Annotated in this window: 17 protein-coding genes; 14 read left to right on the top strand and 3 right to left on the bottom strand. The window is 56.3% G+C overall.

What is annotated here, in order from left to right; genetic code table 11:
* Positions 1–112: 112 nt before the first annotated feature.
* On the top strand, positions 113–1,453 hold the full coding sequence (locus tag UYS_RS0216175) for an O-antigen ligase family protein (protein ID WP_016856563.1): 1,341 nt from the start codon (positions 113–115) through the stop codon (positions 1,451–1,453).
* A gap of 12 nt (positions 1,454–1,465) precedes the next feature.
* Here the strand turns inward: UYS_RS0216175 and UYS_RS0216180 are convergent, their stop codons facing one another.
* The 3 genes from UYS_RS0216180 to UYS_RS0216190 are packed head-to-tail and all read right to left on the bottom strand — an operon-like array spanning position 1,466 to position 4,365.
* Positions 1,466–2,770, bottom strand: coding sequence for a TRAP transporter large permease (locus UYS_RS0216180; protein WP_016856564.1), 1,305 nt, complete (start codon positions 2,768–2,770; stop codon positions 1,466–1,468).
* On the bottom strand, positions 2,771–3,331 hold the full coding sequence (locus UYS_RS0216185) for a TRAP transporter small permease (protein ID WP_016856565.1): 561 nt from the start codon (positions 3,329–3,331) through the stop codon (positions 2,771–2,773).
* Entirely contained in the window at positions 3,328–4,365 is a 1,038-nt protein-coding gene (locus tag UYS_RS0216190) for a TRAP transporter substrate-binding protein (protein WP_016856566.1), read from the bottom strand. Before UYS_RS0216190 ends, UYS_RS0216185 begins: the two co-directional genes overlap by 4 nt.
* Positions 4,366–4,535: 170 nt before the next feature.
* On the opposite strand from UYS_RS0216190, the gene UYS_RS18235 reads away from it, so the two are divergent.
* The 13 genes from UYS_RS18235 to UYS_RS18270 form a co-directional block, all read left to right on the top strand.
* A complete protein-coding gene (locus UYS_RS18235) occupies positions 4,536–4,820 on the top strand; it encodes a hypothetical protein (RefSeq protein WP_237738484.1) in 285 nt (94 codons plus the stop codon).
* Positions 4,821–4,861: 41 nt separating this feature from the next.
* Entirely contained in the window at positions 4,862–5,629 is a 768-nt protein-coding gene (locus UYS_RS0216200) for a class II aldolase/adducin family protein (RefSeq protein WP_016856568.1), read from the top strand.
* Positions 5,630–6,261: 632 nt separating this feature from the next.
* Complete coding sequence (locus tag UYS_RS0216205) at positions 6,262–7,419, top strand: glycosyltransferase (RefSeq protein ID WP_040478771.1); 1,158 nt, start codon at positions 6,262–6,264, stop codon at positions 7,417–7,419.
* 127 nt (positions 7,420–7,546) lie between these two features.
* The gene (gene pgm / locus UYS_RS0216210; protein ID WP_016856570.1) at positions 7,547–9,121 is read left to right on the top strand and encodes a phosphoglucomutase (alpha-D-glucose-1,6-bisphosphate-dependent); all 1,575 of its coding nucleotides are present in this window, start codon (positions 7,547–7,549) and stop codon (positions 9,119–9,121) included.
* Between the two features lie 516 nt (positions 9,122–9,637).
* Positions 9,638–10,564, top strand: a complete 927-nt coding sequence (locus UYS_RS18240) for a KpsF/GutQ family sugar-phosphate isomerase (RefSeq protein WP_083868170.1) — start codon at positions 9,638–9,640, stop codon at positions 10,562–10,564.
* The gene (locus tag UYS_RS18585; RefSeq protein WP_156821652.1) at positions 10,564–11,277 is read left to right on the top strand and encodes an acyltransferase; all 714 of its coding nucleotides are present in this window, start codon (positions 10,564–10,566) and stop codon (positions 11,275–11,277) included. The genes UYS_RS18240 and UYS_RS18585 overlap by 1 nt, the downstream gene beginning before the upstream one ends.
* A 26-nt stretch (positions 11,278–11,303) precedes the next feature.
* On the top strand, positions 11,304–12,686 hold the full coding sequence (locus UYS_RS18250; protein WP_202802789.1) for a capsular polysaccharide export protein, LipB/KpsS family: 1,383 nt from the start codon (positions 11,304–11,306) through the stop codon (positions 12,684–12,686).
* Positions 12,687–12,688: 2 nt separating this feature from the next.
* Positions 12,689–13,522 (top strand): 3-deoxy-8-phosphooctulonate synthase, encoded by an 834-nt coding sequence (gene kdsA, locus UYS_RS18255; RefSeq protein ID WP_083868173.1) that lies wholly within the window; start codon positions 12,689–12,691, stop codon positions 13,520–13,522.
* Between the two features lie 12 nt (positions 13,523–13,534).
* Entirely contained in the window at positions 13,535–14,812 is a 1,278-nt protein-coding gene (kdsB, locus tag UYS_RS18260; RefSeq protein ID WP_083868174.1) for a 3-deoxy-manno-octulosonate cytidylyltransferase, read from the top strand.
* A 20-nt stretch (positions 14,813–14,832) separates the two neighbouring features.
* Positions 14,833–16,689 (top strand): capsular polysaccharide export protein, LipB/KpsS family, encoded by a 1,857-nt coding sequence (locus UYS_RS18760; RefSeq protein ID WP_202802790.1) that lies wholly within the window; start codon positions 14,833–14,835, stop codon positions 16,687–16,689.
* A gap of 7 nt (positions 16,690–16,696) precedes the next feature.
* Positions 16,697–17,509, top strand: a complete 813-nt coding sequence (locus tag UYS_RS18590; RefSeq protein ID WP_156821653.1) for a hypothetical protein — start codon at positions 16,697–16,699, stop codon at positions 17,507–17,509.
* Complete coding sequence (locus tag UYS_RS18265) at positions 17,506–18,750, top strand: capsular polysaccharide export protein, LipB/KpsS family (protein ID WP_083868176.1); 1,245 nt, start codon at positions 17,506–17,508, stop codon at positions 18,748–18,750. The genes UYS_RS18590 and UYS_RS18265 overlap by 4 nt, the downstream gene beginning before the upstream one ends.
* Positions 18,751–18,796: 46 nt before the next feature.
* Positions 18,797–19,401 (top strand): Rossmann-fold NAD(P)-binding domain-containing protein (locus tag UYS_RS18270; RefSeq protein WP_474995138.1); only part of this gene is annotated, 605 nt, incomplete at its 3' end.

Consider the following 19,401-nt stretch of genomic DNA (forward strand, 5'->3'; position numbering starts at 1 on the left):
GCTAGCTACCTCGTTTTCGGCTGCGGCCATGAACGGCTCCCTATGTGCTGTGTCATACGGGCTTCGGCATCATGTGATCACGGGGCCGATTCCCCATTGGTGAGGAAAGAGGATGAGGGTGGCATCACTGTCACACTGGCAGCGACTTAACTCCTGGCTGCTGGCCGCCTTCGCGGCCCTGTTGATTGTCGTGAGCCTGGGATATGCCCTGGTGCCGCTGACGGTGGCCTTGCTGGCGATGGCTGGGGTGGCATTGAGGCCCGGCGTGTTCAATCGGTTCGACGGTGTCGATCGAGAAGATGGCCTGTGGTGCCTGGCCCTGCTGGCGTTCGCCGGATTTTGGCTGTGGGATGTCTGGCGCACCGGCACCTGGCCGGTGGGAGAGGGTAACCAGGGCGTCCTCCTGCCGCTGTGGCCGGTGCTGACGGCGGCACTGTTGATCTGGCTGCGCGGGCATCATCCGCTTCCACGGCACTGGTGGATCGGCGTGTGTCTTGGGGCCTGGACGGTCGGTGGTATCGGCCTTTACGAGCGGCTGGCGCTGGGCGTGGCCCGGGCCGACAACGGCATGAATGCGATTCCCTTCGGTAATCTGTCTCTGCTGCTGGGCGGACTGTCGCTGCTGGCGGCGCTGTGGTGGGCACGGGCCTCTGGCCTGAACGGCCGATGCAAGCTCGGCGTGGCGCTGGCCGTGGGAGCCGCGCTGTCGGGCATTCTGGCCTCGCTGCTTTCCGGCACGCGTGGCGGATGGCTATCGGCGCCGCTGCTGCTGTGGCTCTGCTATCGAACGGGTCGCGAGGTGCTGGGCCCGGATCTCCAGCGTTGGTGGCGGGGCGGCATGTTGGTGGTCTCGCTGCTGTTGGCGAGTGTCGTGGTTCTGCCGCAGTCGGGCGTCATCGACCGCGTCGAGTTGGCGGTCGATAACGTCCAGCAGTACTGGCAGCAGGATCAGCGCGGTAGCTCCGTGGGGCTGCGGCTGGAAATGTGGCGCAGCGGCTGGGCGCTGTTTCAGGAACGCCCTCTGACCGGCTGGGGCGAAGGCCGGCTGGAAGCCGCCCGCGATGCGATGGTGGAATCCGGCGAGCTGCACCCGGGGGTGAGTGCCTATGACCAGCTGCACAGTGACATCATCGATACCACGGCTCGCCGCGGCCTGGTGGGGCTGGCCAGCCTGATACTGCTCTATGGCGTGCCGATCGTTCTGTTCTCGCGGCGGTTGGCCCATGGCGATGCCGGCGTTCAGATACTGGCCGCCGCCGGGCTGATGATTTCCCTGGCCTTCATCGATTTCGGGCTGACCCAGTCGATGCTGCGCGATGTGCGAGGGTTGAGTGGCTTCCTGGGACTGGGCCTGGCGTGCTGGGTGCTGTTGCGGGGAGAAGAGGTTCGATGTGGGACCAGCCGCTCAAGCCAATCATGGGATCAGCCCCCACCGTTGTCTGTAGGGGGCTGACCCTGACCTTGGCTAGCCTGACAGCACCGTGGGTAGCCACAGCGCGATCTGCGGCCATACGCTGATGATCAGCGCGGCCAGGCACATCAGCAGGAAGAAGGGCGCGGCGGCCAGCGCCACGCGGCCGATGCTCTCGCCGGTCAGGCTCTGAAGCACGAACAGGTTGAAGCCCACCGGCGGGGTGATCTGCCCCAGTTCCACCATGATCACCAGGAAGACGCCGAACCACAGCGGGTCGTAGCCGGCCTGGATGATGATCGGCAGGGTGATCGGCAGGCTCATCACGGTGATAGAGATGCCGTCCAGGAACAGCCCCAGCAGAACGTAGAACAGCGCCATGGCCAGCAGTAGGGCGATGGGCGAGAAGCCCTGTTCGGCGATCCAGCCGGCCAGCTCGCTCGGCAGGTGCAGGTAGCCCATGGCGGTGGAGAGCAGGGCGGCTGCCACCAGCAGGCTGCACACCATCACCGCGCTGATCAGCGCGCCGCGCAGGGCGTCGATGAACAGCGCCACCGTCAGCTGGCGCTCCCACAAGAGCAGCGCCAGGGTGGCGGCGCAGCCCACGGCGGCGGCCTCCGAGGGCGTGGCGATGCCGGTGTAGATGGCGCCGATGACGATCACGATCAGCCCCAGTACCGGGGCGAGGTCGCGTAGCGCCTGGAGCATGCCGCTGCCGGTGCCCTCGGCCTTCGGCGCGAGGGCCGGGTTGGCCAGGCAGCGCAGTCCCACGTAGCCGACGTACAGCGCGGCGATCACCAGCCCCGGCAGCACGCCGGCCATGAACAGCTTGCTGATCGAGACCTCGGCCTGCACGCCGTAGACGATCATCACGATCGACGGCGGAATCAAGAGCCCCAGGCTGCCGGCCCCGGCCAGCGAGCCGATCGAGAGGTCGCGGTCGTAGCGGCGCTGGTCGAGCTCGCGGGTGGTGATCTTGCCGATGGTGGCGGTGGTGGCGGCGCTGGAGCCGCTGACCGCGGCGAACAGCGTGCAGCCCAGCACGTTGGTGTGCAGGATGCCGCCGGGCAGGTGGCGGGTGAACGGCGTCAGGCCACGAAACAGCCGCTCGGAGATGTTGGAGCGGAAGATCAGTTCGCCCATCAGGATGAACAGCGGGATGGCCGAGAGCTCCCAGCTGTTGGCGGCGCGGAACAGGATCTTGGACAGGATCAGGCCGATGCGGTTGGCGTCGAAGTCCCCGAGCCCCCACAGCGAGAGCATGGCGACGATGACCAGGCCGGCGAACACCCAGCTGCCCAGCGCGAGCACGGCCAGCAGGATGCCGATCACGCCGGCCCCGATGAATAGCGTTTCCATTCAGGCGTCTCCGGCGTCGAAGGCGTGGCGCTGCACCAGGATGCGCAGCGAGCGAACGATGAGCAACAGGCACAGCAGATAGAGGCCGACCAGTACGGTGCCCTGGGGAATCCACAGCGGTGTCTGGGCCAGGGTCTCGCTGACGATGCCGCGCTGGTAGCTGCGCTCCACGGCGATGGTCCAGTAGCGGGCCAGCCAGCCGAAGGCCAGCAGGGCGCTGACGCTGGCGAACAGCTCCAGCGGCCAGCGCCAGGCCTGGGGCAGCCGCTTGAGCACCAGTGCGACGCGGATCAGCCCGCCCTTCTCCAGGGCGTAGGGCAGGCCGAGGAAGGTCATCGCCGCCACCGCGTAACCGATGTACTCGTCGAGGATGAAGGTCGAGCGCCCGAACAGTCGCATGCCGATCTCGAGCAGGATATGGCCGAGCATGTAGACCACCAGCAGCATGGCCAGGCCGGCCCCCAGCGCCGCGAGGGCGCTGGTCAGCCGGCCGAGAGCATCGACCAGCAGTGCGGCGACGCTGGGGAAGGCGCTGCCGTCACGGCGATGCTGCGAGCTCATTGGCCGCTCTCTTGGTCGCCCGCCTCGTTGAAGGCCTCGAGGATGCGGGTGGCGCGCTCGCCGGTGCTCTCGACCCAGTCATCGACCACCGGCTGGGCGGCCTCGGCGAGCGCGGCGTGGAATTCCTCCGGTACCGGATCGTGGATGGCGACGCCGTGCTCCTCGAGCTCGGCATAGTTCTCGGCCACGCGTTCCTTCACTACCTCCCAGTTGTGGGCGTCGGTTTCTTCGGCGGCCTGGAGCACGGCCTGCTGCTCTTCCTCGCTCATCGATTCGAAGGCGTCGCGGTTCATGTGCACCATGTTGAGCGGCACGGCGTATTGGATGGCGTTGAAGTCGCTCAGGTGCTCCCAGAAGCTGCCGCTGGCGCCGGCCTCGGCGGAGGTCAGCACCGCCTCGATGCCGCCGGTGGCGAGTTGGGGCACGACGTCGGCCCAGGACAGCTTCACCGGGGAGGCGCCGGCGTTGACCAGGGTGGCGGTGCCGTTGCGGTCGTAGCTGCGGATCTTGAGGCCGTCGAGGGACTCCATGCTGGTGACCGGCTCCTCTGACCAGATGCCGCTGGCCGGCCAGGGCGAGGCGTAGAGCAGGATCTGGTCGTTGTCCTCGAACACCTTGGCGTATTCCGGGCGGGCGATCTCGTAGAGCCGCTGGGCCGATTCGACGTCATCGGCCAGGAAGGGCAGCGACGAGAGCAGGAAGATCGGATCGATGCCGCCCAGCGCGCCGGACAGGCTGTCGGCGATCTGCACCGCGTTGTCGGCCACGGCGTAGAAGTGATCGCCCGAGCGGAAGCCCAGCGCGCCGCCGGAGTGCAGGGTGATGTCGACCTCGCCGTCGGTCAGCGCCTCGACGCGGTCGATGAACCAGGCATCGCCCTCGGCGTGGATCGAGTTGGCGTTGTATTCGTTGGAGAAGTCCATGCCGGCGGAATGGGCCGGCAGCGATGCGGCGAGGCCGAGGGCCATCAGCGGCAGGGCCGCGGTGCGGCGGAGGGCGGGGGAGCGAAGGGAAGGCGTCGCAAGGCTCGGCATCGGGGGCATCCTTTGTGGTTGTCGTCGTTTGCCGATTCAGCATCCTCAAGAATGCTGCGATGCGGGAGTGCCAGTGCGACTTCTGCTGTTCCAAGTGCGGCACGTGGCAGGGCCGCGCCGGGGGTAGCCCCCCTGAGGAGATTGAGGGGGCTGGCGCCAAAGGACGATCAGTGGCGTGTCGGGACGCGATTTTCCAGCCAGCGGAGCCCGATGTTCAGGATGCCGACTACCCGTTCAAAGTGCTGCCACTGACGGCGACGACGGAGAAAGTGATCGATGAGGAGCCGCTGCCCAAGGCACATCCGTTCTGGCGGGATGCTCGACTGCGTATCACGCCTCACATCGCCAGTGATTCGCTGCCGGAGGTGGTGGCGATGCAAGTGATCGAGACGGCCCGAGCCCTGCGCGACGATCAACCGCTGGCAATGGGCATCGATCGTCGCCAGGGTTACTGATGATCGGCCATTCGCGAACCATTCCGTCAAAGGAGCCTACGATGAGTCTCGAGCCGTCCCGCCATGCCGAGATCAGCGATGCCGAGCGAGAGGCCCGCATCGCGCTGGCGGCCTGCTATCGGCTGGCCGCCCTCTATCGCATGACGGACCTGATCTATACCCACATCACCGCGCGCGTGCCGGGGGAGGAAGGGCACTTCCTGATCAATCCCTATGGCTGGCGCTGGGAGGAGATCACCGCGTCCTCGCTGGTGAAGATCGATGTCGGTGGGCGCAAGGTGGACGATAGCCCGGAGGGCGTGAATCCGGCCGGCTTCACCATTCACTCCGCCATCCATCGGGCAAACCACGACGCGGCCTGGGTGATGCACATCCATACTCGGGCCGGCATCACGGTGGCCACCCAGGCGCGCGGGCTCGAGACGCGGCTGAACCAGATCTCGCTGCAGTTCCACGAGCGGGTGTCCTACCACGACTACGAAGGCATCGCCCTGGACCTGGATGAGCGCGAGCGCATCGTGGCGAGCCTCGGCAACCACTCGGCGCTGGTGCTGCGCAACCATGGTCTGCTGACCACCGGCGCCTCGGCGGCCGAGATGTTCAACAACATGTTCTACCTGGAGCGGGCCTGCGAGCTGCAGGTGGCCGCGCAGGGCACCGGCGAGCCGCTGAGCCTGGTGCCGGAAGAGGTGGCCCGGCATGTGGCGCGCCAGTACGACCAGACCATCCATGAGGAAGGCGACCTGGCGCTCGAATGGGCGGCGCACCTGCGCACCCTGGATTCGCTGGACCCGAGCTATAGGAACTGATCGAGCGGCATTCCCCACCCAGAGCTCCCGGCAAGCCAATGGCTTCCGGGGATTAAACGCTTCGGCACCATATGAGGGCGAATCGCGAGAGGCCGGCGCAACGGTGGTGCGTCGGAAGGAAGGAGGTGTGGGGTAGAATCGACAAGGCCTGGGATTATTCTTGGCTAAGGCCTTGATATCAATATTTTTTGTAGTTGTTGGCCCGCTGTTCGCTAAGTTCGAAGGGAAAGGCCGCCGTGGCGGCGGCCCTTCGAACGTGAGCTGGCGTGCTCCAACTGGTCCCCTTCGGGGGACTTTTTTTATGTGCGTTTGTTGAGGGGCATGATGGGCGTCATGACTCGATCCGACAACGAGACCTTAGTGGTAGGGTGGGCATGCGCCTTGTCGGCGGCCGCGATACCCCACCCATTTTCTTCTCGTCGCCGAGCCCCGGCGTGCACGCTTGAACCGCTACTGCGTGCCTGGCCCGCTGGCCATTCAGCCCTGGATGCCCCGGCAGCGCCTATGGCATCGGCGCGCGCGATGGTGTTCCATATCGGCCTATCCCGTACCTGAGGCGTTGGCGTGGCATGTGCGATCGATGCGTCGGCATTCGATTCGGGAGAAGGAGCGTTGGAGAAAGGAGAGTCATTGTGAGAACACTTGTCGTGGTGCGTTCCCTGAAGATGGGGGGCATGGAGCGCGTCGCGGTCAATCTGGCGGATGCCTTCGCCGAGGCAGGCCACGAAAGCCATCTGCTGAGCTTTCGCCGCGTCGAGCGCGAGCTGTCGCCTGCGCATCCGGGGGTAAAGCACCATCATCTTAATCTGCGTTGGTGGTCTCGGGTCACCGGGCTCGGGCTGCTGCTTGAGCTGCTGGCACGGCTGGTGGTGAATCCGCTGATCAAGCGTTCGCTGTATCTGGGCACCGGGATCATGGGTGGCGCGGTCTTCAAGCTTTGGTTGCGCCGGTTCGAGCGGCGCCACGGGCGCATCGATCGCATCGTCTTCCGCGGCATCGGCACCTTCGAGCAGGTCTGGACCTTCCGCGACGACAGAGCCTGTTACGTGCTGGAGAACATCCTGCATGCCTCGCGACCGAGCATGAGGCGGCGTCTGATGGGGCGCTGCCTGTTCCAGCAGCGTCATCTGGTCACGGTCTCGCGCGGCGTCGCCGAGAGTGTGGAAAAGGCCGAACAGTACTGGCGGTTCCGTCCCGCCTCGTTGCGGGTGATCCCGAACCCCTGCCCGGTGGAGGGCATCCGCGAGGCGATGCGCGAACCCGAGCCCGACCTCCCGGACGAGCCCTATCTGGTCAATGTCGCCCGGCTGGTGCCGGCCAAGGACCAGGCGCTGCTGCTGAAGGCCTATGCCGAGTCCGGCCTGACCCTGCCGCTGGTGCTGGTCGGTGACGGCCAGGAACGTGGGGCGCTGGAGGCGCTGGCCGAAGAACTCGGCATCGCCGGACGGGTTCGCTTCGTGGGCCAGCGCAGCAACCCCTACCCTTGGATGCATCATGCCCGGCTGTTCGTGCTGAGTTCCCGCTTCGAGGGCATGGGCATCGTGCTGTTCGAGGCGCTGGCCTGCGGCACGCCGGTGCTGAGCGTCGACTGCCCGGGCGGCATTCGGGAGATTCTCAAGGGCGACCTGGAGGCCGCCATCGTGCCGCACTCCGTCGAGGGACTGGCCCACGGGATGCGAGCGGCGCTTGAGCAGGAAGCCCCCGCGATCCAAGAGGCCTGGCTGTACGATTTTCGCCCGGAAACTGTCGCCGAGGCGTTCCTGGCGCCAACGACCCAGGCCGGAGCCTGACAGGGCCTCATCGAAGCGCTGGACGCGTGGCGTCGATATGGCACCATAACGAACGATTCAACGGCCGACGAGTCTTTACACCGGCTGTCATCGGCACAGGGCGCATGAATGACATGGAGATAGTGACATGCAGGACGTGATTCAGGCGTTTCACGATATTCAGCCCGATCCCGCCGATTCCACTCAGGCGGTGAGCTTCGGCACCTCGGGGCATCGCGGGCGCTCGCTGGCGGGCTCCTTCAATCGCGCGCATATCCTGGCCGTGGCTCAGGCCGTGGTGGATTATCGCCGCCAGGCCGGTATCACCGGCCCGCTTTACCTCGGCCGCGATAGCCATGCGCTGTCGCGCCCGGCCTGGGAAACGGCGCTGCAGGTGCTGATCGCCAACGGCGTGGAGGTGCGCATCGAGCGTGACGGCGAGCTGACCGCCACCCCGGTGGTGAGTCGGGCGATCCTGGCCCACAACGACGAGGGCGCCACGCCCCAGGCCGATGGCCTGATCGTCACGCCGTCGCACAATCCGCCCGAGGACGGCGGCATCAAGTACAATCCGCCGCACGGCGGCCCCGCCGAAGGCGAGGTGACCGGCTGGATCGAACGCCGCGCCAACGAGCATCTGACCCAGGAGCTCGAGGCGGTGGCCGAGGTGTCGCTGGAGGAAGCGCTGGCGCAGGCCGTTCGCCATGACATGGTGGGCGAATACGTCGACGGCCTCGCCTCGGTGGTGGACTTGGAGGCGATCAAGCGCGCCGGTCTCACGCTGGCGGCCGACCCCATGGGCGGCACGGCAATGCCGGTGTGGCAGGCCATCGCTGACCGCCACGGCCTCGCCCTCGAGGTGGTCAATACCGAGATCGACGAGAGCTTTGCCTTCATGCCGCCGGACCATGACGGCAAGACCCGCATGGACTGCTCCAGTTCGGCCGCCATGGCCAACCTGCTGGCGATGAAAGACAACTTCGACCTGGCCTTCGGCAACGATCCGGATGCCGACCGCCACGGCATCGTCGACGCCGCCGGCCTGATGAACCCGAACCACTACCTGGCGGTAGCCATCGATTACCTGCTGACCCATCGCCCCGGCTGGCGCGAGACGCTCAAGGTCGGCAAGACGCTGGTGTCGTCGTCGATCATCGACCGCGTGGTGGCGGCCCGCGGCCGCGAGCTCCACGAGGTGCCGGTCGGCTTCAAGTGGTTCGTCGATGGCCTGCATGAAGGCTGGCTAGCCTTCGGCGGCGAGGAGAGCGCCGGCGCGAGCTTCCTGACCCTGGATGGCCGGGCCTGGTCGACCGACAAGGATGGCATCCTGCTGTGCCTGCTGGCCGCCGAGCTGATGGCCGTGACCGGCAAGCGCCCGAGCGAGGCCTATCGCGAGCTGACAGAACGACACGGTGCGCCCCATTACCGGCGCGTCGACACCGCCTGCACGCCCGAGCAGCAGCAGGCGTTCAAGCGCCTGGATCCCGCGAGCCTGGCCGTCACCACGCTGGCCGGCGATACGGTCGAGCGCATCCTCGTCACCGCGCCCGGCAACGATGCGCCGATCGGCGGGCTAAAGGTGGAAACCGCCAACGGCTGGTTCGCGGCTCGCCCCAGCGGCACCGAACCGCTCTACAAGGTCTATGCCGAGAGCTTCCGCGGCGAGGCCCACCTGCAGGCCATGATCGAAGAGGCCCAGGCGATGCTGGATGAGGCTCTGTAGCCTCATCGTCGACCGCGTAGCCAGCCCTGGCTCGTGTTGAGATAAAGGGCGAAGTGTGCTTAACTTCTTGCTATTCAAAGTGTTGGGCGAAAAGCGTGCCCTCTGAAGCTGAAAACGCTCCAGACATAGGTTTGTGGGCGGAAGTAGTGCTTTATTGCACGGCTATTGGCCGTATGACCGGCCCTTCGGTTGCGATAGGCTGAGCTAAAACCCTCTGGCGGGATGCGTCGGAGGGTTTTTTGTGGCTGGGTCGCCGAACATGACCAGGCAAACTTAGCCTGTCCGCGCTGCCTGGCGTCGCTGGATAGAGGCGCCAGGGGTACTGGCGTAGAATCGCAAGTCTGACAACGTGGTGGGTGGCTTGGCCTTGTAGGTCGGCACCATCGCTACAAGACAGCAGGGCATGGGAAAACGCCCGGGACAATCCCAGGGCGGTAGCGTGTTCAAGCTTTTAGCCTAGTTACTATCAGGGGGGGCAAGGTTTTTGCCCTTAACATGAAAACAGGAAGCATTATCATGAAGCATCTGGCGATCGCAAAAGATTCTTTGATTGCTCAGTCTCAGGCCATCGAGCATTTGGCCAAGATACTGGATGGCCAATTCGAAAAGGCGGTCGAAGCGATTCTTGATTGCCAAGGGCGAGTCATCATTTCGGGGATGGGGAAGTCTGGCATCATCGGAAAGAAAATGGCTGCGACCTTCGCATCAACAGGTACTCCTAGTTTTTTCATGCACCCGGGCGAAGCGTTTCACGGCGATCTGGGAATGATTACCCCCGATGATCTGATTATTCTTCTTTCCTATAGTGGTGAAACTGAAGAAATTCTGAAGTTGATCCCAAGCCTCAACTCTTTTGGTAATCGAATCATTGCTATGACAGGTGAAGAAGGTTCTTCACTGTCTAAACATTCCGATATCTTTTTGAATGTGACCGTGGAAAGAGAGGTGTGCCCCAACAACCTGGCACCCACCACGTCGACCTTGGCTACCATGGCGATGGGAGATGCTCTCGCTGTCGCCTTGATTCAAGCACGCGATTTTCAGCCACTGGACTTTGCTCGTTATCACCCAGGTGGCAGTCTCGGTCGTAAGCTTCTGACTCGCGTCAAGGATGTCATGCACCGCGACGTGCCTACCGTTTCGCCGGAGGCTTCGCTTCAGGAATGCCTCATTGCCATGACGAAAGGCCGTATCGGTATGGTGGTGGTAATGGATGGCAGTAAACTTCAAGGATTGATTACCGACGGTGACATTCGGCGCGGCTTATTACGTGGGGATGAAACGGAAAAGACAGCTGCAGAGCTTATGACAAAAGAGCCTCTTCACGTGCAAGAGGATTCTCAACTAGTTAATGCCGAACAGATGATGCATGATAAAAAAGTCAAGGCCTTGTTGGTTTTTGACAGTAGTTGCAGAGTGTCTGGTGTTTTGGAGATATTTTAATGTTCAACAAAGTAGTTGGCAGGGTGGGTGATTTTTTTTTCGCTCTTGGTGTCTCTCTTAAAGATCGCAGAAGCGGCGTTGATAAGGTAAAAAACAAAGTAGAAGACGGTGTTGGAAAAAAGTTTAGAAAAGCCGTAAATGTGAGCGAGGAAAACCTTAAGCTGGGTCATGGGGTAAAAATCTCCGGGAATGTCGATATATTATTCTCTGATAGCTCTCAAGGAAGTCTGGTTGAAGTAGAAGATGGCGTTGAGTTAAAGAATTTAAAGATAGAAGTAAAAGGTAAAGATTGTCATCTTAAAGTAGGGCGTAACGCAAAATTTGCAGGGCATATTCTGTTGGTGGGCCGAGGTCGAAAAATCGCCATCGGCTCCGAAAGCACTGCTGTGAATGTTTATTTGATGGCGCGAGATGCCGATATAACTATTGGCGAGCGCTGCATGTTTTCTAGAGGAATTGAGATACGCTCTAGTGATGTCCATAAGATTTATCCTTTGGGAGGCGGGGAACGGATCAATCCTGGTAGAGATGTGAGTATTGGAGATCATGTTTGGATTGGTGCGAAGGTTATGGTTTCTAAGGGAGTTTACATACCAGACGGATGTGTATTAGGTGCTTGCTCATTTGTCAACAAATCTTTTGGAGATAAAAACTGCGTTATCGCAGGATCACCAGCAAAAGTGGTTAAAAAAGATGTCGAGTGGGAGCGGTGAGGCTTTAAGGTCTTCGGGGAAAACTTTTGCGTTCTGGGGTTTCTATGGGAATTAAGAGGAAAATCAAAAAGTACGGCTTTGACAAGCGAGGGAGGGAGTTTTTCGCTCTTGCTAGGAATCCTTTTACTGTTTTGGTCGTAGGGCTTTTATATCTCGCACACAAGTGTTTTAAGAAAATTTATAAGAGAAAAGAGAGGGCTGCGAGCAATAAGAAGTTAACATATGTCCTTGGGTTTTCTCCGTGGAAGGCGTATGTTAAAGACTGGTTTCCTGAACGAGAGCTGGTTTTTTTAAAGACTAATATAACGTTTGTTGAGCTAGTGTCAGAGCTGGGTTTTTTAAGGGTATTAAAGAAAGATTACGAAATATTCCAATGGGGCTTTAAGGTTGGCGATGATGTCGAAAAAGGATTGGGGTTTCTAGGTGTTAAGCGTTGGATAATCGAAGATGGATTCGTGAGGTCAATTGGCTTGGGTGCCACAAAAACCCCACCTTTTTCCCTGTCTATTGATAGCAAAACTGCTTACTTTGATGCCAGCAAAGAGTCTGATCTTGAGCAGATTATTAGTAGCTATGACTTTAGCTCAGATGTCGCGCTTATGGAAAGGGCGAGGGCTTTTAAAGAAAAGCTAGTTTCTTCCGGCTTGAGCAAGTATAACTTTGCTGGTGAGTACGATATAGAAAGTATTTATGGCGCCAAGAATAAGAAAAGGGTGTTAGTGGTAGGGCAAGTGGAAGATGATGCTTCCATTCAATATGGGTGCAATAAGGTTATGACCAATAATGACCTTGTTACCATGGCTGCTCTTGAAAATCCTGATGCTCAGATCATATATAAGCCTCATCCGGATGTCCTGCATGGTCATAGAAAAGCTATTTCAAGTCCGGAGAATGTAAAAAGTTTTGCGCTTGTGTTGGAAGACCTCAGCGTTCCACTGGCTGAATCGTTCAAGACTATCGATCATGTATACACTATCACTTCTCAGGCTGGCTTTGAGGCTCTCCTTAGAGGGATAAAAGTCACAACTGTTGGTTGCCCTTTTTATTCAGGCTGGGGGTTGACGGACGATAGGCAGAAAAATGCAAGGCGAAATAGGAAGCTAAGTGTTGATGAGATATTTGCCGCTGCCTATATTTTATATCCTAAGTATTTTGATCCTATTGATAAAAAGCCTATATCGCCAGAAGAGGCTCTTGATAAGCTGTTGGATCTGAAGCAGCTTTATTCTAATGCCGATGTTGATGAAATCGTTATCGAAGACAATGTGGTTTCGAATGAAGCAGGTATAAGCGACTTCGAAAGTGTAAAAGAGTATTTGGCGTTCAAAAAAGTTATTTTAGAGCTTGAAGAAGAGCTTGTTGATAAGCTCGAGTCAGGTAATATTAACATTGGTGAGGTTGGTGATTGAAGATGAATTTCAACGTATTGAAGAATGAGAACCCTTTTGTGCTGTTCGGCGGCATTAATGTCATCGAAGATCTCGACAGCACCCTCAGGGCTTGTGAGACGTACGTCGATGTTACTTCACGCTTGGACATTCCTTATGTCTTCAAAGCGTCCTTCGATAAGGCGAATCGTTCTTCCATTCATTCTTTTCGTGGTCCTGGGCTCGAGGAAGGATTAAAGATCCTGGAGAGGGTCAAAGAGACTTTTGGCGTGCCCGTCATTTCCGATATTCATGAGGTAGAGCAAGCTGCGCCGGCCGCTGAAGTGCTCGATGTCCTTCAGCTGCCAGCCTTCCTGGCTCGTCAGACGGATCTGGTAAAGGCTATTGCTGATACAGAAAAGCCGGTTAACGTGAAGAAACCGCAGTTCCTGAGCCCGCATCAGATGAAAAACATTGTCGAAAAATTTGCTGAATGTGGTAACGGCAAGGTGATCCTCTGTGAGCGAGGAGCCAACTTTGGTTACGACAACCTGGTCGTTGATATGCTGGGCTTCGGCGTCATGAAGCAGGTGACCAACAACCGCCCGATCATTTTTGATGTGACGCACGCGCTGCAGTGTCGAGATCCCCTGGGAGAAGCCTCTGGCGGACGTCGCGCCCAGGCATTGGACCTGGCTCGTGCGGGCATGGCCACTGGGCTTGCTGGATTGTTCCTGGAAGCGCACCCTGACCCTGACAAGGCAAAATGCGACGGTCCCAGCGCCTTGCCACTGAACAAGCTTGAGCCATTTCTTCAGCAGATAAAGGCTATTGATGATCTGGTAAAATCCTTCTCACCAATTGATATTTCGCAGTAGGAGTCTGGCGCCGTGACCGTTCGCATTGTGATTCCCGCCCGTTATGGCTCAAGCCGGTTGCCTGGAAAGCCGTTGGCGGATATTGATGGCAAGCCGATGATCCAGCACGTATACGAGCGCGCGCTGACAGTACAAGGTGCTACTGGTGTGGTTGTTGCCACTGATGATGAGCGTGTGCGAGATGCTGTCGAAGGATTCGGTGGTACTGCGGTCATGACCGATCATCGACATGAATCTGGTACTGATCGTTTGGTTGAAGTAGCCGAGCTCTATCCGGCAGATATCTACGTCAACATCCAGGGTGACGAGCCTCTGTTTCGACCTTCGGACGTGGAGCAGTTGATTGCCTGCATGACGGACGATGCTTCGGTAGACGTTGCGACTCTATACCACGTCATTAATGCCGATGAGGCGAGTAACCCCAATTCGGTCAAGCTCGTGCTGAATGCACAGAATGATGCTCTCTATTTCAGTCGTTCCCCGATCCCCTATGATCGGGATGGAGAGGGAGTCACCTATCGAAAGCATATTGGAATATATGGTTACCGTCATTCTGTGCTGGATCAGTACGGTGAGTTGACGCAGCCGATGCTTGAGACGGCGGAAAAGCTTGAGCAGCTCCGGCTCCTTCATGCAGGGTTCAAGATTCGTGCCGTTGAAGTGGCTGAGGTAGCCGCAGGTGTTGATACACCAGAATGTCTGGATCGTGTTCGTGGACTGATGGCGGGTATAGAGCCAAAGCAAATGCGTGCGCCGGCGCTGGCTGATGTCAGGCTTGTCATCACCGATGTAGATGGTGTCTTGACCGATGGTCGGCTCGTCTACGACACCCAAGGTGAGTGCCTCAAGACCTTTCACGTACGTGATGGGTTGGCCATTCGAGTGCTGGAAATGTCAGGTATCACGGTGGCGGTATTATCTGGGCGGGATTCTGCTGTGCTGAGAAAGCGGTTGGCCGACCTCGGGATCAATCGCGTGTGTTTAGGGGCCAAAGATAAACGTTTAGCATGTCAAACGCTTATGGATGAGCTCGATATCAGGCCTGAAAACACTCTTTTTATCGGTGATGACACGCTTGACCTTCCTGCCTTCGAAGCCTGCGGCATCTCGGTAAGTGTGGCCGATGCGCCTGGCTACATTCGAGAGGCCGCCGATATCGTGTTGGCTGCTGAAGGTGGGCAGGCAGCTTTCCGTGAACTAGCCGACTCTATCTTACTTGCACAAGGAAAGTTCGAGAATATCTCCACTGCTCACGGCTATGAAAATCTTTCCGGTTTCAAAACACAATGAGGTTTGTTGCATCTTCTCGCGTGCTGAAACGATGGCAACTCGATGAGTTTATTCCAGGAGTGGCCTGCCTTGATGAGGCAGGCCAGTTTGATGCCGTCATTACCGACGAAAAAATGGATCGGAACGGATATGAGTTCGCCCGAAATGCCGGTCTTCCTCTCTATCGAGTAGTGCCAGGTCTGATAGCACCTTATGGTGTACCCTGTTTGAATCGGCGTGATGATCTATCGCTCCAGTTGATACCAATAAAATCGGCCCCAGATCTGCCTGGTGCTTCCCAAGAGGTTGAAGTGCTGCTTCAAGAGTGGCGGGAGTCCGGTGTTTCTTGGGTGAACGATACTCCGCCTTTTGAGGGGCCGCTAGGAGAACGTTTCGAGTTAATAATACTCGATGAGCGAGATGTTAATCGTGCTGGCTCGCCTCAAAGGGCTCTGACGGAAATGATGCCATTGCTGTCAGGTGAGTCCGAGCATGGCCTCGTGATCTACTTGCCTAAGCGGCTGGATGACCGATCGCTTCGTCAGTGGATTGAGCGTCATTTATGTCGGTATGATACTATGGTGATCGGTGATGATTACCACGTATCAACACTGCTGAAGTCAGCACAGTCGGTGTTGCTGTATTCCTCGACGCTGGAGCTAGATGCTCGAATGAGAGGCAAGACATGCCATGTCTTGTATTCTACTCTTTCGGAATCAATGAGAATTGAAGTTGAAAAGCAGCTGCTTCGTGGCTGCTTTTATCGGAACCCGGAAAATCGGACACCTGTATCACTATTGAGTCTTATAAGTTGGCTTCGTCTCCAACGTGAAAGGCGTTTCTTCTTTACTGGCGATATCTATGCCTTGGGTTTTTCCCGATGGAAATATCCTGTTTTGCGGACTTATTTTCAAGGGGCAAACGTTCATCGAGTCACTAGCAAACATAATGCCGATATCCCGATTGGTTCCACCGTCGTGGTATGGGGAAGCAAGCCCATTTTCGAGTACCCCGGGGCAGAGGCGCTTAGCAGTGATGGCTACAGGGTAGTTCGCTTGGAGGATGCTTTCATCCGCTCAGTGGGGTTGGGCGCCAAGTTGGTTCGACCGCTTTCATGGGTCATTGACTCAAAGGGTATTTATTACGATCCACGAACTCCTTCCACTCTAGAAACATTATTGAATTCAGGGGGGTTTTCGTCTAGTGATGCGGAAAGAGCTGCTTTGCTGATGCAGCGCCTGATAAAGGAAAATGTTACTAAGTATAATGTTGGTGTTTCAGTCTGGCAGCGCCCCGATGCTCATCGCCGAGTGATTCTGGTTCCTGGACAGGTGGAGTCCGATGCCTCTATCCTCTATGGGGCTGGCGAGATAAGGACAAATATAGACCTTTTGAAAGCCGTACGCTCAGAAAATCCAGAAGCCCATATCCTCTATAAGCCTCATCCGGATGTGTTGGCCAACTTGCGCGAACAGGGAGTTGGTGAGGGAGATGCATTGGAGCATTGTGACGAGGTTATTACTGATGCGCTGATGGCGCAGCTTCTAGACGATGTAGATGAAGTTCACGTGATGACATCGCTTGCGGGCTTTGAAGGTTTGATTCGCCGCAAGACTGTAGTCGTCTATGGTAGCCCATTCTACGCTGGTTGGGGCCTCACCAGGGATAAACAATCCCATCCTCGTCGCCGTAGAACGTTGTCCCTGGAACAGCTCGTAGCGGGAACGCTGATTTATTATCCAACGTATGTAAGCTTGAAAACAGGCTATTACATGACGGCAGAAGATGCTTTGGATCAGTTGATAGACTGGCGAGAGAATGGAACTTACGATCCTGGGCGGCTAAAGCTTCTTGTCGTGTGGCTCCGCCGTAGGGTTCTCAACTTGTTAGGCCGCTGATACCGAGATGAATTTTTTACTACTTTCTACCCGCTCATTGATCGCGTATCTTAAAGATGTTTCTTATGTTGCATACAGCTACGGTAATAATTTCCTAGTCTCTGTGTTCTGTCTTTTTTTATCTGAGGTTTTGAAGGTGGTGTCTTTTATTATTCCTTTGAAGATAATCCTTCTTCTTTCGGCTCAGCAAATGCCTCAGTCACTATCATCCTACATGGCATTTGGTACTTTGAATGAATGGGTGGTTTTTCTTTCTTTGATGACTGTTTGTGCTTACTTGGTATCCATTGGCTTCTTTTATTGTGCCAAGGTAGCGACGCGAAGAGGAAGTCAGAAGGTTAGAGCTTCCAGGCAGAGTGAAGAAGAAAGTTGGAGTTCCCGAAAAACCAGAGAGGTGGTGCTCTTTTACAAGCTTTTCTCTGAGTCTCTGGCAGATTTTATTTTAGCAGCTATATGTTTGTGTGTGGTCGGACTTGTTAATGTAAAAGTTTTCTTCTTTATTCTTGCTGTGCTTCTGGCGGTGCTTTTTGTTCTCTCTTTTTTGTATCGATATGATGCTTTGAGGGATGTTTTTTTTGGTGATAAGTCGAATTTTCTGGTTCAGTATGTCTGTCAGGGTGCGTTTTTTGCCATTTTCCTTTTCATGATATTTAATTATTTGCTATGGACGCCTATTGATCCGATTTTGGCAATGGTTACTCTTATTGTGAGTAGAAGAATGGTTTCGGCATCCGAGAGGTTTTTCAAGAAAATTACAAGGATTAATAAGTTGGATCATAGAGCCGTCGCTGCCTTGGACTTAAAAAGAGTTGCTTTATGACGGTGCTTGTGTTTGATCCTTCGTACAGCAATTACATGCAAGATTTGGGTGTCGCGATTGCATTTAGAACTAATGCATCGTGTGAGGCCGTGCTGTCCTCAAGGGCATACTCACTTTACGCAAGCCGAATTAAAAGAAACGTCTATCGCCAGCCTGATGTGCGTGTCCAGACCGCATGTGATATTGGCATGACGGCTAATGGCTTGGTCTGGGGGAGGGGGGCGATCGATGAGGCTAGGCCGTTTTATGAAAGATGGCTGCGCGATCTTTTTTCAATCAAAACGCCAACGTTTTGTCTTTTTCATAATGAGCGCTTTTTATGGTGCGCTTTGGGGATTGTCTTATGCAAAGAACAGGGCATTCCCTTTGTCGTTTTAGAGCGTGGCGCCTTCAGGCCTTTAACAAGTTCGGCAGATTCTCGCGGAACTAATGCGAACTCGTATTTTAGAACAATGCCCCATGATATGGTGGCCTCTAAGAGTGTTGATGCTTTTAGGCTTGATTCCGCGAGGGAGGTCTCTAAAAGCATTTTGCCGAAGTTCGCGTTTTTTCTCTTCTGGGCTTCATTAGAGGTTATGTTGTCGCCTTCTAGGCGTCTTTTATTTCACAAGAGATACTCCGTTGCCAATTATTTGGATATTGGCTGTGGGTTTCTGCGTCGTAAGCTTTTTCCCCGGCAAGCCGTCACCCCACCGATAGATGAAGAAAAAATTTTGCTTGTGGCTTTGCAGCGCCCTGGTGATACTCAGTTGACTTTTTCAAAAACATATCCTGGAATGCAAGGTATGGTCGATTTGGTAGCATCTGCTGTCACTTCGTTAACAGATGATTGGAAAGTTTTTCTGAAGTTACACCCCTATGACACGGGAACGTACGATAATAAAGGCATGGAAATCTTGCGATCTGGAGATGTCGCAGATCTGATTAATAAGTGTAGTGTTGTTCTTACCTTTAATTCCACCGTAGGCTTTGAGGCACTTCTTCATGAAAAACCCTGCGTCTGCCTTGGGGAGAGTTTTTTTACTAAGCCTGAGTATGTCTATAAGCCTTGTGATCTTTCCGCAGAGTCTATCAGGGATGCAATAAATGCTGCCGTGTCAGGCGGTCCCAAGCATACCGAGGGTCAGATTGTTAACAGCGTTTTGAATGGGTATCAGATACCGGGTGATTTCTTCAGATATGATAATCTTGATATAAAAAATGCTGCGGATATTCTGTGTGATAGATATTTGAGTGTTTAGTTTTTTGGCTGATGGTTAGGCTTCTAATGCTCTATTTGGTGTTTCTGTGAAAACAATTTCTGGCTTTACAGCGTATTCGCATCTTGCAGCTCGCCTGGCTGATTTTTCTTCTGTCATGGCTGGTGGTTTCGTTGCTTACTGGCTTCGGTTTGACACTTTAAGCATCACGGCGGAACGTTACCAATGGATGATTCTCTCTGCCACTCTTCTAGGTATGATTGTTTTCTCTTATATGGGGATATACCGTTCCTGGAGAGGGGCAGTCAGAATCCAGCTTTTGATGCGGATTTTTCGTGCTTTTGCAGTATTGGCAGCTATTATTTTTGCCTACCTTTACTTTTCCAAGACAGGTGAGCGTTTTTCTCGTCTGTGGTTGGCACTATGGCTTTTGCATTCATTGCTCTTTGCAGTCGGGGCTCGCGCTGTTGCTTATCCAATTCTTAATAGATTTCGTCAGCGCGGACACAACCGTAAAAGCATTGCTCTTATCGGTGATGCCGCATCCTGCCATGATGTGTTGATAAGACTTCGTAGTGATAGGTCCACTGGCTTCGATGTGGTCTTGTTGCGGCTGATGGATGCATCACCTTGTGAAGAGCTTGGTATCAAGGACTGTCGAGCGTTCGATGCAGATCTTGATGCCTTGATTGA

Source organism: Halomonas smyrnensis AAD6 (assembly GCF_000265245.1).
GTDB lineage: Bacteria > Pseudomonadota > Gammaproteobacteria > Pseudomonadales > Halomonadaceae > Halomonas > Halomonas smyrnensis.